At 40.5% G+C, this 22,131-nt stretch carries 15 protein-coding genes; 4 read left to right on the forward strand and 11 right to left on the reverse strand.

Annotated elements, in window-relative coordinates:
* Positions 1 to 142: 142 nt before the first annotated feature.
* The 9 genes from VCASEI_RS07545 to rsuA form a co-directional block, all read right to left on the reverse strand.
* Positions 143 to 2,443, reverse strand: a complete 2,301-nt coding sequence (locus VCASEI_RS07545; RefSeq protein WP_086963180.1) for an acyl-CoA dehydrogenase — start codon at positions 2,441 to 2,443, stop codon at positions 143 to 145.
* Between the two features lie 53 nt (positions 2,444 to 2,496).
* Positions 2,497 to 3,126 carry a TetR/AcrR family transcriptional regulator gene (locus VCASEI_RS07550; RefSeq protein WP_086963178.1) on the reverse strand — a complete coding sequence of 210 codons (630 nt, stop codon included), beginning with the start codon at positions 3,124 to 3,126 and terminating at the stop codon, positions 2,497 to 2,499.
* Between the two features lie 509 nt (positions 3,127 to 3,635).
* Positions 3,636 to 4,799, reverse strand: a complete 1,164-nt coding sequence (nhaA, locus tag VCASEI_RS07555) for a Na+/H+ antiporter NhaA (RefSeq protein ID WP_086963176.1) — start codon at positions 4,797 to 4,799, stop codon at positions 3,636 to 3,638.
* A gap of 222 nt (positions 4,800 to 5,021) precedes the next feature.
* Positions 5,022 to 6,146 carry a lipocalin-like domain-containing protein gene (locus tag VCASEI_RS07560; RefSeq protein ID WP_086963175.1) on the reverse strand — a complete coding sequence of 375 codons (1,125 nt, stop codon included), beginning with the start codon at positions 6,144 to 6,146 and terminating at the stop codon, positions 5,022 to 5,024.
* Positions 6,143 to 8,596 carry an ABC transporter permease gene (locus VCASEI_RS07565; protein WP_089110130.1) on the reverse strand — a complete coding sequence of 818 codons (2,454 nt, stop codon included), beginning with the start codon at positions 8,594 to 8,596 and terminating at the stop codon, positions 6,143 to 6,145. Before VCASEI_RS07565 ends, VCASEI_RS07560 begins: the two co-directional genes overlap by 4 nt.
* Positions 8,577 to 9,248: an ABC transporter ATP-binding protein gene (locus VCASEI_RS07570; RefSeq protein ID WP_086963171.1), complete on the reverse strand. Its 672-nt coding sequence runs from the start codon at positions 9,246 to 9,248 to the stop codon at positions 8,577 to 8,579. The genes VCASEI_RS07565 and VCASEI_RS07570 overlap by 20 nt, the downstream gene beginning before the upstream one ends.
* A 221-nt stretch (positions 9,249 to 9,469) precedes the next feature.
* Positions 9,470 to 10,117: a DUF2913 family protein gene (locus tag VCASEI_RS07575; protein WP_089110217.1), complete on the reverse strand. Its 648-nt coding sequence runs from the start codon at positions 10,115 to 10,117 to the stop codon at positions 9,470 to 9,472.
* Positions 10,118 to 10,158: 41 nt separating this feature from the next.
* The gene (locus VCASEI_RS07580) at positions 10,159 to 11,358 is read right to left on the reverse strand and encodes a Bcr/CflA family multidrug efflux MFS transporter (protein ID WP_089110131.1); all 1,200 of its coding nucleotides are present in this window, start codon (positions 11,356 to 11,358) and stop codon (positions 10,159 to 10,161) included.
* A 184-nt stretch (positions 11,359 to 11,542) separates the two neighbouring features.
* Positions 11,543 to 12,241 carry a 16S rRNA pseudouridine(516) synthase RsuA gene (rsuA, locus tag VCASEI_RS07585; RefSeq protein ID WP_089110132.1) on the reverse strand — a complete coding sequence of 233 codons (699 nt, stop codon included), beginning with the start codon at positions 12,239 to 12,241 and terminating at the stop codon, positions 11,543 to 11,545.
* Positions 12,242 to 12,909: 668 nt separating this feature from the next.
* Here rsuA and VCASEI_RS07590 point away from each other — a divergent pair.
* The 3 genes from VCASEI_RS07590 to VCASEI_RS07600 all read left to right on the forward strand — a co-directional run bounded on the left by VCASEI_RS07590 (position 12,910) and on the right by VCASEI_RS07600 (position 17,992).
* Positions 12,910 to 14,169, forward strand: coding sequence for an outer membrane protein transport protein (locus VCASEI_RS07590; RefSeq protein WP_086963166.1), 1,260 nt, complete (start codon positions 12,910 to 12,912; stop codon positions 14,167 to 14,169).
* A 245-nt stretch (positions 14,170 to 14,414) separates the two neighbouring features.
* Complete coding sequence (locus VCASEI_RS07595) at positions 14,415 to 15,653, forward strand: outer membrane protein transport protein (protein WP_089110133.1); 1,239 nt, start codon at positions 14,415 to 14,417, stop codon at positions 15,651 to 15,653.
* A 17-nt stretch (positions 15,654 to 15,670) separates the two neighbouring features.
* Entirely contained in the window at positions 15,671 to 17,992 is a 2,322-nt protein-coding gene (locus VCASEI_RS07600) for a VolA/Pla-1 family phospholipase (RefSeq protein ID WP_089110134.1), read from the forward strand.
* Positions 17,993 to 18,235: 243 nt separating this feature from the next.
* On the opposite strand, the gene metE is transcribed toward VCASEI_RS07600, so the two are convergent.
* On the reverse strand, positions 18,236 to 20,632 hold the full coding sequence (metE, locus tag VCASEI_RS07605; protein WP_089110135.1) for a 5-methyltetrahydropteroyltriglutamate--homocysteine S-methyltransferase: 2,397 nt from the start codon (positions 20,630 to 20,632) through the stop codon (positions 18,236 to 18,238).
* Positions 20,633 to 20,868: 236 nt separating this feature from the next.
* Between metE and metR the strand changes: the two genes are divergently transcribed.
* The gene (gene metR / locus VCASEI_RS07610) at positions 20,869 to 21,780 is read left to right on the forward strand and encodes an HTH-type transcriptional regulator MetR (RefSeq protein ID WP_086963159.1); all 912 of its coding nucleotides are present in this window, start codon (positions 20,869 to 20,871) and stop codon (positions 21,778 to 21,780) included.
* 61 nt (positions 21,781 to 21,841) lie between these two features.
* Here the strand turns inward: metR and VCASEI_RS07615 are convergent, their stop codons facing one another.
* The gene (locus VCASEI_RS07615) at positions 21,842 to 22,036 is read right to left on the reverse strand and encodes a DUF4250 domain-containing protein (protein ID WP_086963157.1); all 195 of its coding nucleotides are present in this window, start codon (positions 22,034 to 22,036) and stop codon (positions 21,842 to 21,844) included.
* Between the last annotated feature and the right edge of the window lie 95 nt (positions 22,037 to 22,131).

Genomic DNA, 22,131 nt, shown 5'->3' on the forward strand with positions numbered 1-22,131 from the left:
AGGATAAAAGTTTATAAGAGGTTTCGCATCTTATTTCTCTCTTTTTTTAAGATACAGAGTGGTGGTTAGACCTCTTTAACGTAAATAAACTAAAACGCCACAGCAATCTGTGGCGTTTTATTACAACGATTACACGCTTTATTTATGCAGCGCTATCAATCTTTTTTGACGCTTTACCTACTTTTGTTGTTTGACCATGAGTCCGAATTTCACTGAAATCATGGCTAAAATGATCAACTTGGATTGAACGATAACGAATTTCATCAGCGGTCAATATTTGTTTCACTTCGTCTTCAGTTAATATTTTCTGCTCAAGCGCTGAATCCAAACGCTCTTGCAACGTCGCTGATTTTGTAAGTTTCCCGTCTTTTATTGCTTTGATAAGTTTACGTTCAAGGTGACGAATATCATACATGGCAATAAAAGCACGCTCAATCAAACCAACATTATCGTCATCATCTTTACCAATATAACAAAGATGAGTCAGACGTTCACGATGTGCACCTGGAGTCATTAAGCTTTCAGCTACTTTAGACTTTTGCTTATCAGATGGCGCTTTAAAACGATTTCCTAATGGAAAAACCAATACTTTCAAAATATTCGCTGCAATACGATTCGGAAGATTACGATACGCTTCTGAAAGCGCATGCGCGGCTTCGCTCAAACAATGGTTCATCGCATAATGAACATAATCGAGATCCGCCTGCTGGCAACCTTCATCTTCATAACGTTTTAGCACGGCTGATCCTAAATATAAGTAACTAAGCGTATCGCCTAAACGTGCAGAGAGCATTTCTTTGCGTTTAAGTTCACCGCCCAAGGTGAGCATGGCAAAGTCCGTTGTCACCGCCAACGCTTTACTTAAACGAGTCATATCTCGGTAGTATTGCTTCGTTGGACCAGAGGTATGCGATTTTGCAAAACGAGAGCCTGTCAGTGCCATAATAAATGCACCTAAACTATTTTTTATTGCATAACTCATGTGTTTAAACAACAAACCGTCAAAAGCTTTTGCACCAGCTTTCTCATCTGGATTCGCTGCTGCTTCCATTTCTGGTAATACAAATGGATGGCAACGAGTCGCACCTTGACCAAAAATCATCAGGTTACGCGTTAAGATATTCGCACCTTCCACTGTTATTGCAACGGGAATACCATAATAGTGGTTAGCCAAATAGTTCATTGGGCCTGTTTGAATTGCACGACCAGAATGAATATCCATTGAATCGTTCAGAATAGTACGCGCCATTTCTGTCATATGGTATTTAGCAATGGCAGTGATGATTCCCGGTTTTTCACCAAGATCAAGCGATGTAGTGGTTAATGTACGAGCAGCCTCGAGCATATATGTCATACTACCAATCCGAGCTAAAGAATCGGCAACACCTTCAAACTTACCAATAGACATTCCAAACTGCTTACGAACATAACTATAGGCACCGGTAGTACGGCTGGTTAAATGTCCCACTGCAGTCCCTAATGCAGGTAATGAAATGCCACGACCCGCTGATAAGCATTCCACCAGCATTCGCCAACCTTTACCCGCATAATCTGCGCCACCAATCAGCCAATCCATTGGAATGAAGATATCTTCACCACGAGTTGGGCCATTCATGAAAGCGAGTCCAAGCGGATCATGACGCTCACCAATTTCAACACCTTCATGATCAGCTGGAATTAACGCACAAGTAATACCAAGATTTTCCTTATCACCCAATAAATGGTCTGGATCGTCTAGCTTAAAGGCGAGTCCAAGTACGGTTGCTACTGGCGCAAGTGTAATATAACGTTTGTTCCAGCTTAAACGAATGCCTAGAACCTCTTCACCATTATGCATCCCCTTACAAACGACACCTTTATCAGGAATACCACCTGCATCAGAGCCAGCTTCTGGGCCTGTCAATGCAAAACATGGAATATCAGTACCGTCGGATAAGCGGGGCAACCAATAATTTTTCTGTTCTTGTGTACCATAGTGCGAGAGTAGCTCTCCTGGGCCTAAAGAGTTAGGTACCATTACCGTAACTGCTGCACTCGTACTACGTGTAGCAATTTTACTCACAATGGTCGAGTTAGCATGAGATGAAAAATTCAAACCACCGTATTCTTTACCAATAATTAATGCAAAGAACTTTTCACGACGAAGGAACTCCCATACCTCTGGGGTTAAATCACGGTCTTCATTGACCGTTTTATAGTCGTCTAACATTTCAAGTAGAGTAACCACTTGGTTATCAATGAATGATTGCTCTTCCGTCGTTAACTGTGGTTTTGGATAGTGATGTAAGGTTTGCCAATTCGGCGATCCAGAGAAAAGCTGGCCATCCCACCATACACTTCCCGCTTCCATTGCTTCGCGCTCTGTACTTGAAAGTGGTGGTAAAACTTGTTTAAACCATTTAAACGCTGGATCGCTAATCCATTTTTGTCGTAAAGAGCTCATAATCTATTCCTTTTATATTCGCGTTATTTATACTTTCTAATTATTATTTTATACTAAGCTTCCGCTGCGACACCCGCCGCAAGGAAAGGGATAAGTTGTTTTATCACAACATCTGAATCTACTTTTTTTCCGTATGAATTAAAGGCGATTTCAGCCAAAGCCTTACTCGACGACATAGTGAAAACACAAGTACCCAAGGTAAAGTGTAAACGCCAAAATAAGGTCTCTGCATCTAAAGCTGGGTTTGCCTTTTTGACAGAATCTGTAAATAAATTCAAAACACTGCTATAACGAGTCGTAATAAACCAGCGAAGATGTCCTTGAACATCGGTATAACCCCGCCCCGTTAATAGCATGAATCGACTAGCACCATTTGGACGAACTTTATCTAAAGATAATAGAGGCTGTGTTAGCGTATTGAACACCTCGGTCATCTGGTAATTACTTTGTTTATTAAGCTTTATCAAAGACTTTTCAAGTTCAGGCATAAATGCTTCTAAATATCGGTTTAAAACCGCTCTAACTAATGTTTTCTTATCACCAAAATGATAGTTCACAGACGCTAAGTTCACATTGGCTTTCGTTGTTATGGTGCGTAGTGACGTATCATTGAAGCCGTGTTCTGCGAACAAAGCTTCTGCCACATCCATAATCTTTGCTTTTGTTGTATTTTTAGAACTCATTTCAATTGCTCGTATTAAACACTTGTTTGAATATTATTTGAGTTATTAACTTGAAACAAGTGGTAGTGATCACAATTGCAACAAATGGATAACCTAAAAAATATCAGGAATTTAAAGTGCTTAAAAATCAATGAATTAAAATAAATTTTAGATTTTTATTAAAAAGATGGGAACTGAATTGAAAAAACTCAGTCCTATAATACGTAGCAAGAAGATAAAAAAGTGTAGTTATAGGCCGTCAATTAGCTCACTTGTGTATCTCCAAAATTTCTACACCTAACTGCAATTTTTTCATATACAACTCCTATATTGTTTTATGCCCATTTCTCTTTTGATTTGGGCTTTTTTTTGTCTGTTATTTGTATCCTTTAAGCAAGGCCCATCACAATAAATAACGGATCCCACTGATTAATAGGCAACTAATCTCAAATTCGGATAATTTAAAAGAAACGCAAGTAGCAGAAACAAAAAGACCACCCGAAGGTGGCCTTATAAAAAACAATATTTTTCTAAGCTTCAGTTTCAGCATTCGCTTCTTTTGGTAAAAACATATGCAACAATATGTACCCCAAAATGGCCGCCGTGGTTGAACCAATTAAGATACCGAGTCTAGAGTAGGTATCAAACGCTGCATCAACATCCACGAATGCCAAAGAGGAGATAAATATCGACATCGTAAAACCAATACCGCACAACACTGAGACAGCAAATATATGCTTAAAGTTAACCCCTGTAGGTAGCTGAGCCACTCCACACTTTACCGACAGCCAGCTAAAACTAAACACTCCTAACGGCTTACCAATTAATAAGCCCAACGCGATTCCCATTGGCACCGTTGAAGATAGACCACTTAATGACACACCTTCTAAAGAAATACCCGCATTTGCAAAAGCAAAAATAGGCAAAATTAAGAAATTAACGTATGGATGCAAAGCATGCTCAAGGGTTTTCAATGGTGATTTAGCCCCTTTATTTCCATCCAACGGAATAGCAAAACCAATCAGTACACCCGCGAGAGTAGCATGCACACCAGATTGTAAAACACTAACCCACAAAATAAAGCCGACAATTAAATACCAATGTATTTTCGTCACATTCTTCATATTCATAATGAACAATGTGGCTGTCGCAATGAAGCCAACTGCTAATGCAATCGTTGATAAATCGCTTGAGTAAAATAAAGCAATAATCACAATGACACCTAAGTCATCAATGATCGCAAGGGCTAGCAAGAAGACTTTTAAGCTCACTGGTACACGGCTGCCAAGTAGAGCCATAATTCCTAAAGCAAAGGCGATATCAGTAGCAGCAGGAATAGCCCAACCTCCCACCGCAACGGGATCATTCATATTAAAAACTAAGTATACTAAAGCGGGTGCAAGCATCCCACCAACGGCGGCAATCGCGGGAAATAAAGCCGTTTCTTTGGAGCGTAATGCCCCAACTAACAATTCCCGCTTAACTTCTAAACCAATCAATAAGAAAAATACAGCCATAAGGCCATCATTAATCCAATGAGAAGCAGACATGCCAGCAATATCGAAATGTAAGGCATCCTGATAAAGATTATTGAATGATGAGTTGGCAATAAACATAGCAATTGCAGCCGCAATGACAAGAAGGATACCGCTGGCTGATTCCATTTTGAAAAATTTAACTAAAGTATCTCGCATATAACCATTTTCCTTAACTTAGCGTTTACGCGCTAACAAAATATGGACTGATGTTAACGAAGTCAGTTGAAGTATAAAAATCGATTGTTTAGTGTATAAAGCTCGGCTTTTCCGTGGTGTACACTTTTGGGTTCAATACTTTATTACATAAGCATATACTATGTATGTAAAGTAAAAAGACAAACTGAACAGCATAGGTTTATTTCTATATTATTTGATAACTTAATAACCCATTAGTTGTATGAACCCTACACCAGTTTGACTTCCTGTTACCAATATGGGGCCTTCCCAAGAAGGAACCCAATAGGGTAACCACATTTCTTTATTATAAAATTGGGTAATTAAGCTAATTTTATATTTAGGTATCTCAATAACCCACCTTAAAGGCAAGATTTTCCCATTAAGAAGTGGATAGGTTTCTAATGGGTACAAATGGATGTCGTCATTGTCAATATCAATGACGGAACCATCTTTACTTGATAGTGTTCCAATAATGTAACGTATTTTTTGAGGGTGATGATATTGTGTTAAAGCTAGCGCCCGACCATCTTTTAAATGAATAGAGAATGCATCCCATCGAAGCGTATTCGATGCAATTAAATGATTTCCCCATTCTTTATCTAACCACGCCAGACCTTGAACGTTGACTTCTTTACCATTTAACATCAACACACCTTTCGTTTTAAGAAAAGGAGCGCTGAAAAAATAAGAAGCTGTACTGAGTAAATCATGCGTTTTCTTATAGCCTTTATCTCCATTGAGAACAAAGGGCCCATAAGATGCACTTGTTAAATCAATCGAAAAGTCATCGGCTTTCACTTGTAATTGGCTTGGCATAGAAAAATTGTTATTCGACTTCCACAGCCAATCATCTATCCACATTCTTAATGGATCCATTAACACGCCCGCTTGACCGATTCCACCACGAGAAATCCGCTGCTGAGACCATGATTGATCTTCCGTCGATACTACTGCCTGTGCGATATAAATTTGGGCGTTTTTCCAACCAACGCCTTGGTAATCGCCATTAGAAATTCGGTACATTGTCCACTGTATGCCATACTCCCGACCATCATCCCCTTTTACATTGGCCTTGTAATGCCAAACTTCATGATGGTAATTGGGGTGTTCATTGAAATCTTTACCAACATTAATCGTAATATCAGGTAATACTGGCTCATAGACTGCCTTGCCTTCCCCTTCTTTGATTACTGGTAATGTTCCATTGCCTAACTCTTGTGCAGCAAGATCCTTTTCCCAGTGCTGAGTAGTACCTCCTAAAATAAGGAGGAAAAATAGGCTTAGAAATAACCATTTTTTCACCGGATGCTTAAGCCTAGAAATCAAAGCGAATCCCTCAGTAACTTCATTGGTGTCGTTTTAACCATTAACCAAACGGGCCATGCACCGGCAACGAATAAAGCCATTAATGACCATCCGAATGTAAATAAATAACGCTCAGGCAAAAGCTCAATTTGCATTGTCCAACCAAATGCGTTTTTCAATACAACATCAACCATAAGTTGAGCCAATATAATGCCTAAAGGCAGAGCAATAAACGCCGTAAACAATCCAATAACTAGCAACTGCAAAGCCCCAAGGATCACTAATTCTTTACCTGATATCCCTAAGCAACGTAATAAGGCAACTTGCTTTTGTCGTGCAACTTCACCCGCCACTGTCGACACAAATAAACCAAACACCGCAATAAATAACGTGATTTTCCCTAAAGTATTGGCAACTTTAAACGTTTGATCAAACGCAATCATCGCTTGCGTATGCATCGCATTATTATTGTAAATACGATTTTGAGACAGACTGAAACGCTGTTGTATGCGACGAATTAGATTTTCTGGGCTTTCATTTGGCCCTAATAAAACCCCTAACGCCACATCCCCACTTCCACGGAATAATTGTGTCCATTTTTTCTGAGAAATGATCACCTGGTTATACGGGTTTCCATAATCGTAATAAACCCCAAGGACTTGCCAATTATGACCAAGAGGCTCAGGAAGTATAATGTGATCACCAGGGTGTAAATTTTGCTTAAGCGACATAGATTCACTGATCATCACCCCTTTACCATTATGCAACTTATACCAAAACTGCGGCACAGCAAGCTTCACGGTTAATGCATGACGCTCTGAATCTGAATCGCCAGAGCTTACAACCTGAATACTGCCATTATCCGACTGTAATGATTTCTCCCAACGCCACCAAACACTATCCACTTCATTTTGTGATTGAAGCCACTCCCCCATTCTTGCCGCTGAAGACGCGGTCGGAGTAATGTACAAGTCAGCGGATAATCGTTGAACAAGCCATTGATCGGTCGTTTGGCGAAAACTCCCCACCATCGTTTCAACACCAATATTAGTCGCTAGCGCTAACATAAACGCCATGGCAGCTATACCTCGATAACTCATACTGGAAGCTATATCAGAAAAGAACCAGCGGACTTTTACCCAAGGCATCGTGAATGAAAAACTAGTGAATAAACGCCATAAGAAGTAAGGCATGATAAAACCAACACTAACTAACAATAAAGCAATAAGCGTAAAGCCTTGTTCTTGCGTAGTTGGTACTTGATACAAGGCCACAGCAATCACAATGCAAACACAAGCAACCAAAGCTTGTAAAGTGAACTCACGTCCTGCAAAACGTATTAATGACAGACGAGAAGCAAGGCGAATAGGTTGAGACTTCACCAAACGAACTAATGGCCAAAAACAGGCTAATAGACAACCCAAAATAGCCATTAATAAGCTGTATTGACTCCATTCCCATTGCCACTCAATGGAAAGCCCTACGTCAGCGTTATACAAATCACTTAAACTCGCCGATACCGAAGGCATTAAACGGTTTGCTAATGCTAAACCTAATACGGTACCACTCAGCCAGCCAACCAAAATCCACCCAAAGATTTCAATTAATAGTGCTTTCGTTAATTGCCACCCCGAAACACCTGTCAGACGTAAAATGCCCACTAATGGCTGTCTTTGAGTAAACGACAATGACATTGCTTGATAAAAAATAAACAAACCAATTAAGAATGAAAGCATCCCCATTGCTGTTAAATTCATATGGAACGCTTTCGTCAATGATCCAAGTTCAACGCGAGTATTACGATGTAAAGAAATCCCATTAGGAAGAAAGGCTCGTAATTTATCTAATTTATCCGCTGGCATTTCAGCACAAGCGACCATATCAAATCCAGAGCTACGATTAAGCGTTCTTAATAAAGACATATCTGCAATAAGTCGAGAACCGGTAATTCTTTCAGAAGCGTCGACTTTAATTGGGCCAAGGAGCTCACCTGCACCAAGTGGAATATAATCCCCATCATCGACATTTAAGTAACTTGATAGTTGTTCACTGATCATAACAGGATAAGGAGGTCGCATTAGTTCCAACATATCGGCGCTATCTGCATTTTTTTCAGAACGGAGTGACATCATTGCAATCGGGTCAAACCCAACAATATTAAGTTGGGTACCATCTTTAGCAACCACTCGGTAGGTATCAAATGGAACACATTGATTAAAACCATTACGACGAAGCTGTACGTAGAACCCTTGAGGAATCTTATTACTCGTCAACTTAGGTTGAATTCGGTAAGGCAATGGGTTGGAAAAGAGTTTTTCACCTTGAGCATAACTTTGTTTGGCGTGATAATTAATCGCCAGCACACCAACAAACAAGGAAATTCCCAAAGTTAAGCCAAGCCACACCAAAAGAATTTGAAACGGATGGCGACGGTAATGACCAAGTAGAGCTTTAACTACGGGCCAAAACATTCAACACACCCCCTTGTAAACGAACACAACCTTCTAAATGGCTAGCGACTCTTTCACTATGAGTAACCAATAATAACGTACAATCCATTTTGCTCGATAAACTGGTTAATAAACGCATAACGGCTTCAGCATTTTTTTCATCCAAGCTCCCTGTGGGTTCATCGGCTAGAAGCAATGACGGTTCCATATATAATGCTCGGGCAATAGCCGCGCGCTGTTGTTGCCCCCCAGAGACTTCTTCAGGATAGCGGCCTAATAAAGGCATAAGATCAAGAGAGGAAAGAATCTGTCGCCACAGATTAGGATCTTCTGGCAAGCCCTTCAATTGTCGGCAGAAACGAATATTATCGGCAATATTTAACGTTGTGAGTAAATTAAACTGCTGAAAAATCAATCCGATATGATTACGTCGAAAAGCTGTTCGGTGCCGTTCCGGTGCATTATGCATAGGAAAATCGGAACAAACAATTTCTCCGGAATCACAAGCATCCAATCCTGCGATCAAATTCAATAGTGTGCTTTTCCCTGATCCACTTTCCCCCATTAAAGCTAGTTGTGAACCACGTTTTAATGATAACTCAGCACCTTGTAAAACCGGACTAAAAACACCACCGTCGACATAACCTTTACATAGGTTTTTAAGATATAACATTCAGCTCTCACACGTTACCCAGAAACGTAGACTGGAAATTTACACTAATTGATCATGACTAGAAAGTAATTTGGTTTTTACGCTAGCATTATTCATTTAGCGAATGATTTGTATTTCTTTTGCAAATAACGCAACCATTCCATCATCCATTAAAATACATCCGTAAACGCTTATCTCAACCATGAAAACAACGCAATAGACCTTCTTATTCAGAATTTAGGTTAACTAAATTTAAATGGGATTTCCGCTAGTTTATTACCTTCATTTTTCGGAAAGATACGATATTCACCATGATATTTCACAATCGATTTATAATCGGTTTGTTTATGCACTAAAAAACCATTGTTCGATGCTTCTAAGACAAATGCAGTATGGTTCCCACGAACAAAAAAGCTCATCGGTTTAACAAGGTCACTTCCCTCAAAGCAATCATCACATTGCTTGGCACATAGTACAAATGAGTTTGGCTGATCAGCAAAAACTTGCGTCTTTTCTGTCAACTCAAATTCATTAACCACTTCCCATCCAACACTTTCCATATGATCCATAAAAGCTTCAATATGAACATCTAGAATAGGCACATGTTCTTCACCAATAGGGACTAAGCGTTGATAAAGCTCTGAAATACGTTCAAATATACCTAATAAATCACTGCCCGAGCCTTTACTGCGACTGGCTTTCTGCCAGCGGAGTAAATCATCTTTTACACAAGAATTGAAACATTGGCTTTTAATACTTTTTGTTACCCAATGAGCAAGAAAATGTGTATTGGTGATCGGTGTATCTGCAAGCTTTCCTGCTGCATGTTGCTGCTTTAATTCGGATAGAGCACCGTTTACTGCGTTTTGAATCTCTAGTGAATATTGCATCTTTAATTCTCTAACAAACTTTTTAATAAAGTAAATATCGGTCATGCGTTACGGCTAAGCAGCCAATAAGCACTAACCGACAACATCGAGCATAAAAACATCGAAATAACCATTGGCCACACATAGCCACTTGGTAAGAATGCGATAATCGCACTCACGATGGCGCCAGTCCCAAAACGCAATGTACCGGCAAGTGACGATGCTGTCCCTGCCATTTGCGGGTAACTGCTTAATAACAACCCCATTGAATTACTACCAATAATCGAGATAGTGCCGACAAACAAAATAACACTGACTACCACGGCCCATAAGCCAAAATCAAACAACCAACTAACCAATAATGCTACCCCAGCTAGAGTTTGGCACCCTAGCCCGAAGCGTAGCATCCAATGTGAACCCATTTTACGAACAGCTTTACCATTAAAACTGGTCATCAACACCATACCGATAACATTTAATGCAAATAAATAACCAAAATGTTCAGGTTTTACACCGTATATATCAATGTAAACAAACGAACCTGCGGTAATAAAAGCAAACATACCAGCAAAAGAAAAAGCACCACAAAAAATCAAACCAAAAGAAACTGGGTTGGTAAATAAACTATAGTAATTTTTAATGGTGGTACGAAATCGTAAAGGTTGTTTATTTTCCGTCGACAGTGTTTCTGGGATTTTCAATATAACCGCAATAAGAACAATCACAGAAACCAATGCTAAAGCGGCAAAAATAGAGCGCCAACCGAGCCAAACCGCTAAATTCCCTCCAATAAGAGGAGCAAGTAATGGCGAAATGGTAATCACCAATGTAATAAAAGACATTGCACGAGCAAAATCTTCTTTGTTAAACATATCTCTTACAATAGCTTGCACAATCACAGCCGCGGCAGCTCCAGCAAAGCCCTGAGCAAATCGCATGTAAAGTAACGCTTCAATACTTGTCGTTATCGCACAAATAACCGAGGTAATAGCGAAGAAAATAATACCAATCATCAATACTGGACGGCGACCATAACTGTCTGAAAGTGGCCCATGAAGTAACTGACCAATCGCAAACCCTGCCGTATAAGCGGTTAATGTTCCCTGCACTGCCCCATTGTTTACCATTAAATCTTTAGCGATTGTAGGCATAGCCGGAAGGTACATATCTATCGCAAAAGGCGTTAATAATCCGATGGAGCCCAAAATCAGATACAAGAAAAAATAATTATTGTTGTCTGAATAAGACTTATTTTGGGACATAGCAGTTCCTATATTCTAAATAGTTTGAGTCAACAAACGGTATGACTAAGTCTCGAATACTTATCGAATAATCAAGAATGTAGGCCGCATTCAAAGGTTGAAGAAAAAAGTGAAACAAGCCTAATAGTATGAAAGTTAAAATATCCACTTCAACGGCGAGTCGAAGTGGATATGATAGTTCACCTTAATGTATCGACTCAATTTCATCAGCAGTCAAGGAGCGATACTCACCCGGCTCTAAACCATCATCAAGTATAATGGCGCTAATAGATTCACGGTGTAAGCGCTCTACTTTATTGCCTAATGCGGCAAACATACGTTTCACTTGATGATATTTACCTTCTGAAATCGTCAGTAATAGTTCATTTTGAGATAAATCAACCACTTCCATTTTAGCAGGAAGTGTTAAGTCCTTTTCACTACGAAGTTGAATTCCTGCCTCTAACTGCTCGGCATAGTCATCTTCAATTCGGTTTTCTAGCCACACTCGGTAGGTTTTTTGACACTTACGCTTTGGCGACGTTATTTTATGAGACCATTGACCATCATCAGTGATCAAAACAAGCCCCGTAGTATCAACATCTAAACGACCAGCAAAATGAAGCTTATCTATATTGACTTCATCAAGTAAAGCGAACGCCGTAGGGTTCGTATTATCTTCATGTGAACAAACAAATCCATCAGGTTTATTAAGCATGAAATAACGAGGACCCGGCATCGGCAAATGACGCTCTTGCCATTCAACGCGAGAGGCCTCTGTTACTTTTACCGATGCTACTTTAATAACCTTGTCATCCACCGTGACTTCACCACGACGGAGTAAAATGGTCGCTTCACGGCGGGTTACGCCCAATGTCTCACATAAAAATTTGTCTAAACGCATGTTTACCTCAATTGATACCTGCTCATTAAGCGCAACAAATCATAAGTGACGCTTTTTAGCATCTTGTCTTATAAGCTCGAGTGAGCGCGCCAAACCAAATCAGGTTATTTATAGCAACCTAGTATAATAGCCTTTATCGTAATAGTTGAGCTATTTCACATTTTTCAGCCATTAATATTAAATTTATAAAAACTAGACGTCAGTATTGAAATTTGTATAATTCCCGAAATTAAATAACCACCACCAATGATTCGCTTACTTTTTATACTTTATTATTAATTTGTCACACTTTAAGACGTGGTTGTGTCACTCCCTTTCAGTTTAAAAATAGACAAAACATTATTCACGACATAAATTAACCCGTTATACTTTTGTCTAATTTATGCTCATAAAGTTAACAACTAGTTAGACTTTTGTCTAAACATAACTGCTAGCATTTTTCGTTCAAAAAATAAACTAAATATTATTTTTAATAAAATCATCAAGTTAAACTGGTCATACCTGATTAATCGAAATAAATAAGATAATTAAAAATTATATTAACCACGTAACACTTTTAATAAATTTAAATACAAAAAAAGCACATTAAGTAATAAAACTATTAACAAGCACTCGATTATATTCACTGTGCAACTTTTAGATATATAAATAATGTGTAAGGGATAATCATGAAAAAAACACAATATTCATTATTAGCAATTTCAATTGCTCTTGCTTCTCAAGTTCACGCAGCCGGGTTTCAGGTGGTTGAACATTCAGCATCCGGTCTTGGTCGTGCATTTTCTGGCGCAGGTGCCGTTGGAGATAACGCTAGTGAAATGTCGGCCAATGCTGCCTCTATGATGCTGTTCGATAAAAAACAATTTTCTGGTGCCATTTCTTTTATCGAACCTGAAATAGATGTGAAAAATAATACATTTGGTGATTCAGCAGATGATATTGCCCCTTCTCAGGTCGTTCCTGCTTTTTATTACGTTAACCCTATTAATGACAAATGGGCTTGGGGTATTGGAATGTTCACCGATTACGGTGTAGCAACAGAATACCCTTCTAACTTTTTAGCGGGTGACATGTCAGGGCACACTTCACTAACTACTTTCAAAATAAACCCTAATATCGCTTATCGTATTAATGAACAATTCAGTATTGGTGCTGGCTTAAACTTTGTTTATGCAGAAGCTGAACTTGAGCGTAATCTAGGCATTGCCGGTCCAACAGCATTAAATCAGCCGAGCTCTGGCACATTAATTAAAATGGAAGGGGATACTTTTGGTTATGGCTGGAACATCGGTGCTTTATACGAATTGAATAAAGATAACCGTTTTTCTGCCTCTTATAAATCAGCAGTCAAACTTAAATTTGAAGATGGTGATTTTACGGATGGTACAGGTGCCCTCACTGGTAAACCTGGTTCAACGAGTGATGCGGATCTTGAGGTAGAACTACCAGATATCGTTATTTTATCTGGCTTCCATCAACTAAATAATCAATGGGCTGTTCACTACAGTTGGCAATGGACTAATTGGAGTAAATTTACTGATTTAACAGCCACTGGTAATGCCTGTGTTGCGACAGCAGGAACTTGTTTTACTAAACAAGAACATTATGAAGATAACCAACGTTGGTCAGTTGGTACAACTTACCAACCAACCGATAATTTAATCCTACGTGCTGGTTTTGCATATGACGAACAAGCAGGTGAAGCAACATTAAGTATTCCAGATACTGATCGTTACTGGTATACCGCAGGTTTAACCTACTTGTGGACAGATAACTTAACCATGGATGCAGGCTTGGCTTATATTGACGGTAAATCTGGCAACTTCTCGGAATCGTCTCCACTTGCTCAATATGGTGTACCAGATCAAGAATTTAGTTCATCAGGCCCAGCTTACATCGGTTCTGTACAGCTTAACTATACCTTTTAATGCCATTAGCGCTCATTAGCTAAGGTCTCAACAACTCATTTTAGTTGAATATTAATAAAGCCCACTCGCTTGTGGGCTTTATTATGGATCAATGGCTCTACTTCACTCTTTTTAAATTAACCGCATGAATAGAATACAGTTACATTTTTTGATTAACCTCATCTATGAACCATACTAAAATCTAGCATTCACACTTTGCTCGTAATAATAAAACATAAAATAAAAACATAAGGTTAGGGATAACTATGAAAAAAACACAATATTCATTTTTAGCGATCTCAATAGCTCTTGCTTCTCAAGTCCATGCTGCTGGTTTCCAAGTAGTTGAACATTCAGCATCAGGTCTTGGACGTGCATTTTCAGGCGACGGTGCGATTGGTGATAATGCCAGTGAAATCTCCGCAAACCCCGCGGTAATGACTTTATTCGATAAAGCTCAACTGTCTGGTGCCATTTCTTTCATCGATCCTGAAATAGATGTTTATGATGAAACAAGTGGACAGCAATCTAATGATGTTGCACCTTTTCAAGTTGTTCCTGCCGCTTATTATGTGAGCCCCATTAATGACCAATGGGCTTGGGGCATTGGGATGTTCACATCTTATGGTGTGACAACAGATTACCCAACCGATATCGACGCCGGTGACATGGCGGGAAAAACCTCTTTAGTTTCTTTTAATATTAACCCGAATATCGCTTACCGTATTAACGACCATTTTAGCCTTGGAGCTGGAGTTAGCCTTGTATATGCACAAGCGGAATTAAAACGTACTCAAGGTTCACTCAGTCAATTTACTGGTGGCAACCCTTCTGATTCATTAATCAAAATGGAAGGTGATACTTTGGGTTATGGGTGGAATGTTGGTGGTTTGTATGAAGTGAATGAAAATAACCGATTCTCTGCTTCTTATCGTTCTGCCGTCGATCTTAAATTTAAAGATGGTGATTTCACCGACTACTCAGGCTCAATACTTGGGTCACCAGGAAAAGTAAATGCTGATTTGGATATCGAGCTTCCTGATATTGTCGAACTCGCTGGTTTCCACCAATTAAATAAACAATGGGCGATTCATTATAGCTGGCAGTGGACAAATTACAGTAAGTTTCAAGAACTCAGAGCCACAAGCGATCAATGTTCATCGGGAACATGTTTTCAGAAAACAGAATATTACGAAGACAACCAACGCTGGGCCATCGGTACCACTTACCAAGCCAATGAAGCTTGGATTTTCCGCGCCGGTTTTGCTTACGATGAGCAAGCAGGTAAAGCAACACTGAGTATCCCAGACTCTGATCGTTACTGGTATTCCGCTGGTTTAACCTATATTTGGTCGCCAAATCTGTCTGTTGATGCTGGTTTCACTTTGGTATCAAGCAAAAAAGGATCATTTACTGAAACCAATGCCATTGGCCAGACCAGTATTTTCTCTTCTGAAGGGCCGGCCTACATCAGTGCAGTTCAACTTAACTACACCTTCAACTAAGCATAGGGATAATCGCTATGAAGAAAAACATATTTAAACTCAGCGCACTATGTTCTGCCCTATTATTAGTAACCGCTTGCGGTGATGAGCAAAGTAGTTCAGGTACAGAGGCGAACACAAAATACGAATCTTATATTAATGATTCACTCGCCCAAGACACAAAAGTCGATTTTACGCTTCAAGGTGCGAATAAAAATGTTCCACTACCAACGTTTATTTTAATGAACCAAGTTGATGGTACGTTAGACATTCCAACCGATGGCGATAATGCCCTTAGTAATCCGAAAGCTGCATTAAGCCAAATGGATGGATGGTCAACAACGCAACCTATTTCTATTCCATTTAAAGGGGTTGGTTTTAACACCGGTGTGCTAACATCTGGTGTGTCGATTATCGAATTGACTGATGGTTTAACAGGAAGCCCAAGTTTAAAAGGTATACTCACTCAAGGTTCTGACTTCCAAGTGGTCACCCAAGGCAACGCCGTCAATATAGTGTTAACTAAACCACTGCATGAAAAAAGCAACTATATCATTGCATTAACGGACGACATCAAAGATAAAGACGGTGACCCTGTGGGCATGTCTGGCTCTTACGCTGCTTTAAAAACCAATACGCAAACATTTGAAACTGGCGACTTAAGTTCACTGCAAAAAGTCATTAAAGGTGTCGAAGGTATCTTTACCCAAGCAGGTACAGATCCCACTAAAATCGTGTATTCAACATGGTTCTCCACCCAGTCGGTTGGTGACACGTTATACGCCACTAAAGCGGCTATTGCACAAGGACTAGCTTCTAAATTAACAGGCGGTGCTGGACTAGCATCAATTTGGAAAGGCAGCGCCAACCCAAATAATGTTGATTTAAGCTCAGCTTACACTATGAGTATCAGCGACAGCAGCGATTACGCTGATATGTTAACAAACGATGAAAACTTTTCGACTTACATTGATCCAACAGGGGCCACTCAAATAGTATTAAGTGCCCAAGCGTCAGCCGCTGCAGTAACGGTATCCAAAGGTGTCGTGAATCTTCCGTATTTCTTAGAAAAAGGCGACAATTGGAATAGCCAACCATTCGAATCTGCAATGCCTAGCCTTGCCATTATTAAAAATGCACTCAATGGCGTAGATGCCAGTAACATTATTCAGCAACTTGTTGAGAAAGGCATCGACCCTTCAAAACTGACCGAGTCTGTAGAGCAATTAAAGCTTATTGGTTTAAACCTTAAAAATGCAGCAGGTAACGCATTGGATGGTGAACGAATCATCACTCAATATAGCCCCGTGCCTAAAATTAAATCGTTAGAAGCCGTGCCATTTTTATTATTTACACCAAAAACAGCTGCAGTAGGTTCAGCTGCAACTCCACTCGTCATTTATCAACATGGAATCACTTCAGTTAAAGAGAATGCCTATGCCTTTGCCGCCAATATGGCTGCCAGTGGCATTGCAGTGATAGCGATTGATCATCCATTGCATGGCTCACGTTCATTGGATAAAGACCGCTCAGCGAATGTGGATCCAACCGCTTACATAAACCTCACTTATTTACCCGTTGCCCGCGACAACGTTCGTGAAAGTATTCTAGATATTATCGGACTGCGTGCCGCCCTATCTGTCACAGCGAAGACACTGCAAGCTAATTCAACCCTTGGTGCAACACCTGCCTTTAGCGAATTCACTAAAATAAAGTTCACTGAAGCACCACGCTTCTTTGGCCATTCTTTAGGTGGAATAGTTGGTGTTACCGCGGTTGCAGCTGCCAATGAAACACTCGGAGATACCCAGGCGGATCAGTTATTTGCATTTAGCTCTGGCGCATTTGCTAACGCTGGTAGCCAAATTGCACCACTGCTTATCAACTCAAAAACATTTGGGCCAACTATTAAAGTGGGTGTGCTTAAAGCCGGTAATGTATCAGATGTCTCTGATGCCATAAAAGAAGCAACACTTACTCAATTTTCTTTTGCTGCACAAACGGTCTTAGATACTATTGATCCTATCAATACCGCTGGCTATATCGACCTTGCTCTCCCCGTATACGTCAGTGAAGTAGATGGTGATGCCGTTGTCCCAAATATGGTAGCAAATACCTTCGCGGGGACGGAGCCATTAGCATTAACATTAGGTTTAACCGCAACGAATGCAAGTAATACCACTGTTGATGGTACCCGTAACTGGATTCAATTCAGTAACACAGCAAGCCATTCAACCACCGTTGCACCGGCAAGTGATTTCAGTGATATAGACAGCCATACTGAGATGCAGACCGAGCTTATTGACTTTTTGAAAGACAATACTTTAACGGGCATTAGTGATTCCACGGTTCTCAAGTAGCTATACAGACCAGAAGTTATACTGACCAGAAGCTATTACTTACCAGCCACCGACCTTGCTAGTAGCCATACTTAAAAGCTATCGGGAGACACGGAGCTGGTAACAAAAAATAAGGTTATAACCACCAAAGCCCACGTCTCGTTTAATTATTAAACTGTACGTGGGATTTTCTTATCAATCCCAACCTCACCAACACCTCAATCGATGGTAAAGCGCCTATCTACACCGATGATGCTCAATCTATCAAGCTTGGTATTGTTGACGTAAAGTTTTTGCTGCTTCAACCATATTATGGAGAGACGCTTCCGTTTCAGCCCAATTACGTGTTTTCAAACCACAATCTGGGTTTACCCAAAGACGTTCAACAGGAATCTTTCTCGCAGCCGTTTCTAGTAGGCTCACGATCCACTCTTGACTTGGAATGTTTGGAGAGTGGATGTCATACACACCTGGTCCAATTTCATTGGGGTAATTAAACGCTTCAAACGCTTTCAGCAATGCCATGTTCGAACGAGATGTTTCAATGGTGATCACATCGGCATCAAGCGCGGCAACTGAATCGATAATCTCATTAAACTCGCTGTAACACATATGGGTATGGATCTGCGTTTCCGGCTTAGCGCTGGCCGCCGAAATCTTAAATGCATGCACTGCCCACTCTAAATATTCTTTGTGCTCACTTTTTTTAAGGGGTAAGCCTTCACGGATAGCCGGCTCATCAATTTGAATAATATTAATACCCGCGTTTTGAAGATCATCCACTTCATCACGTAATGCAAAAGCAAGCTGTTGTGCGATTTGCTTACGAGTAATGTCTTCACGTGGAAAGCTCCAACATAAAATCGTTACCGGTCCAGTTAACATGCCTTTCATTTGTTTAGAGGTTAGCGACTGGGCGTACACAGACCAATCAACTGTTATTGGCTTCTCCCGCTCAATATCAGCAACAACAATGGCCGGTTTTACACAACGAGAACCATAACTTTGTACCCACCCAAAGCGACTTACTTGGAAACCCGCTAAGTTTTCTGCAAAGTATTCCACCATGTCATTACGTTCCGCTTCACCGTGCACTAATACATCCAAATCCAATGCTTCTTGGCGCTTAACTGCTTCTTGAATATGGCCTTTTAGTGCTTGTTCATATTCAGCTTGGTTCAGCTGCCCTGTACGGAAAGCGCTGCGTTGTTGTCGGATTTCAGCCGTTTGAGGGAATGAACCAATGGTTGTGGTTGGCAGTAAAGGTAAGCCTAATACTTCTGCTTGATGGTGTGCTCGCTCAGAGTAAGCGGCACTGCGCTCACCTAACACTTTAGTTAGGCCATTCAAGCGTTGTTGAACTTGGGACTTATTCACATGAGTCGCCGTTAAACGTGCTTTGATTGGTTGGCTATAACTGGCACATGCTTCCACAGCGTGGCCATTTCCATCTAATGCGGCGCCTAATAAGCTCACTTCATTTAATTTCTGCTTAGCAAAAGCAAACCAACTCTTCACTTCTTCCGTCAGTTCGGTTTCAAGCTCTAAATCAATCGGGCTGTGCAACAAAGAGCATGAGCTTGCGACCCATAGATTATCGCCACGTTGCGCTTTAACCGGTTGAAGCTTTTCAAGCCAAGCTTGCAGATCGGCACGCCAAACATTACGGCCATTAATCACCCCCACAGACAATACCCAGTCTTGTGGAACGGCCGCATTGACTGCATCTAATTGCCCTGGCGATGCCGATAAATCGATGTGCAAACCATTCACTGGCAATTCAACAATCTTCACTAAGTTGTCTGCAACAGAGTCAAAATAAGTGGTGAGAAGCAGCTTTACCTCCCCTGTCAGCTCTTTATTTGCAAGAGCATGATAAGCCGGCTTGAATGCGCTTGACCATTTTTCGTCTAATTCAAGGCTTAAAATAGGCTCGTCTATTTGAACCCATTCAACACCTAATTCCGACAATGTAGAAAGGATCGCTTGGTAAGCAGGCAGTATCCGAGCAAGTAAAGATAAACGGTCAAAGCCATTTTCAACTTCCTCTTCATTCACTTCTTTACCAAGGTATAAATAACTGAGTGGGCCAAGCAACACGGGTTTGACATTATGACCGGCTTGAATCGCTTGCTTTACTTCATCAAAGAGCTGAGGCCAACTCACTTGGAAGCTATCGTCTTGGCGACATTCAGGAACGATATAGTGGTAGTTAGTATTAAACCACTTCGTCATATCTGAAGCGGCAACGCCTTCGCCCTCTTCATGACGGGATCCACAACCACAGCCTGCTTCATCTGCACTTGCGCGGCTCGTAACGGCAGATTGGCCACGAGCGATCTTGAATAACGTATCTAAATCAGGGGCACCACCATTAGAATGGCGAGCAGGAACATGACCAAGCAATAAACTCGTGGTAAGAACGTGATCATACCAAGCAAAATCCCCTGCCGTTACATAGCTTAACCCGCTCAAGGCTTGGTCATTCCAATGGCGTTGACGCAGTTCACTGCCCACTTGCTTTAACTCAGTTTGATTAATGTCACCTTTCCAATACTGCTCTTGAGCGAATTTCAATTCACGCTTTTCACCAATACGAGGGTAGCCGAGAACATGGGTAACGGTTTTATTGCCAATATTTTTACTGAGGTGTGATGTCATGTTGATATCCTTGTCTTAGAAGTGGCTAATCGCTTTTAAAAAGCAGTCCAGGTGGCTAAAGCATCCACCTTTCCATCATCATGAGCAATGTCTATTCATTCACTATTATTATGAATTTTATTCATCTAATTCATCATCGCCAGCATCAAATAGACATCTAGACGTTTACAAGGGTGCAGAAATTAGATAGGTTATGAATAATTCTAAAGGAACGTTTTTCATCATGAGGGTGGATAATGATAGAAATAAAGCATTTACGGACATTATCAGTATTACGAGATACAGGATCGTTAACGGCGACGGCAACCACGCTGCATTTAACCCAGTCTGCCCTTTCCCACCAGCTTAAAGATCTCGAGTCTCGCATGGGAGGGAAGTTATTTCTGCGCAAAACTCGCCCAATAAAATTCACTTCCGAGGGCATCATTTTATTAACGCTAGCCGATGAGGTTTTACCTAAAATAGCGCGGGCAGAGAACGATATTGCGAGCCTAAAAGAAGATGTCAATGGGCGTCTACACATGGCAATCGAATGCCATTCGTGCTTTCAGTGGTTGATGCCAGCACTTAAGGAATACCAAATTGCCTGGCCAAGTGTGACATTAGACTTCTCATCGGGATTTGGCTTTGAGCCATTACCTGCACTGGTGGCTGGCGAGCTTGATCTGGTTATTACCTCAGACATTCAGCCTCGTTCAGAAATCCATTATGAATCATTATTTGATTTTGAAATGCGTCTGATTACTGCCACTAATCACCCATTAGCCGATAAAGAATTCATTCAACCTGAAGATTTAGCAGCCTACACCATGCTTTCTTATCCTGTTCAAAAACAGAGACTTGATGTAGTAAAACATTTTCTACAACCTGCCGGGGTGGAGCCGGCTAAATGGAAACAAGCCGACAATACTTTAATGCTGGTTCAAATGGTTTCTGCCGGGCTTGGGGTAGCAGCACTGCCGAATTGGGCAATCAGTGAGTTTTCACGCCAAGGCTTGATTGTTAGTAAACCATTAGGGAAAGGTTTATGGCGCAGATTATTTGCAGCCACAAGGCATTCAGAAAAAGAAAAACGCTATTTACAAGCATTCTTCAGCACCGCAAAACAACAGTGCCAGAGTCATTTAGATGGGATAAAAATGGTATAACTCTGCTTCGTCACTTAAAATCTCAAGGCGTTTTTGAGTGACGAATTCACCGCTTCAGTCACTATTTTGACTTAAATTGATTGGTTAGCGGATCATACTGATAGCCTAAGCCTTGAAGTTTTCCGACCAGACTTTCAGTATCCATTTCATACATACTCACCAACTCTTCAAAGCTCTCGCACTCTAAACGCAGTTTTTCATTTACGATGCCAAGCAAAATGGCACTGTCTAAGTTTTTTACATTACTTAAATCCATAATGACCTTCTCATTAAAACAAGTGAGTTTCTTTAAGCGTAGATGTCATTGTCGAGCATTTCTGTGATTTAAGAATAAAAAGTAGAAAATATCTT

The sequence above is a fragment of the Vibrio casei genome, assembly GCF_002218025.2.
In the GTDB taxonomy this organism is placed as follows: domain Bacteria; phylum Pseudomonadota; class Gammaproteobacteria; order Enterobacterales; family Vibrionaceae; genus Vibrio; species Vibrio casei.

Bases quoted from the DNA above. Each gene is read 5' to 3' on its own strand.
- VCASEI_RS07545 (WP_086963180.1), bottom strand. From the start codon at position 2,443: ATGAGCTCTTTACGACAAAAATGGATTAGCGATCCAGCGTTTAAATGG.
- VCASEI_RS07550 (WP_086963178.1), bottom strand. From the start codon at position 3,126: ATGAGTTCTAAAAATACAACAAAAGCAAAGATTATGGATGTGGCAGAA.
- nhaA (WP_086963176.1), bottom strand. From the start codon at position 4,799: ATGCGAGATACTTTAGTTAAATTTTTCAAAATGGAATCAGCCAGCGGT.
- VCASEI_RS07565 (WP_089110130.1), bottom strand. From the start codon at position 8,596: ATGTTTTGGCCCGTAGTTAAAGCTCTACTTGGTCATTACCGTCGCCAT.
- VCASEI_RS07570 (WP_086963171.1), bottom strand. From the start codon at position 9,248: ATGTTATATCTTAAAAACCTATGTAAAGGTTATGTCGACGGTGGTGTT.
- VCASEI_RS07575 (WP_089110217.1), bottom strand. From the start codon at position 10,117: ATGCAATATTCACTAGAGATTCAAAACGCAGTAAACGGTGCTCTATCC.
- VCASEI_RS07580 (WP_089110131.1), bottom strand. From the start codon at position 11,358: ATGTCCCAAAATAAGTCTTATTCAGACAACAATAATTATTTTTTCTTG.
- rsuA (WP_089110132.1), bottom strand. From the start codon at position 12,241: ATGCGTTTAGACAAATTTTTATGTGAGACATTGGGCGTAACCCGCCGT.
- VCASEI_RS07590 (WP_086963166.1), top strand. From the start codon at position 12,910: ATGAAAAAAACACAATATTCATTATTAGCAATTTCAATTGCTCTTGCT.
- VCASEI_RS07595 (WP_089110133.1), top strand. From the start codon at position 14,415: ATGAAAAAAACACAATATTCATTTTTAGCGATCTCAATAGCTCTTGCT.
- VCASEI_RS07600 (WP_089110134.1), top strand. From the start codon at position 15,671: ATGAAGAAAAACATATTTAAACTCAGCGCACTATGTTCTGCCCTATTA.
- metE (WP_089110135.1), bottom strand. From the start codon at position 20,632: ATGACATCACACCTCAGTAAAAATATTGGCAATAAAACCGTTACCCAT.
- metR (WP_086963159.1), top strand. From the start codon at position 20,869: ATGATAGAAATAAAGCATTTACGGACATTATCAGTATTACGAGATACA.
- VCASEI_RS07615 (WP_086963157.1), bottom strand. From the start codon at position 22,036: ATGGATTTAAGTAATGTAAAAAACTTAGACAGTGCCATTTTGCTTGGC.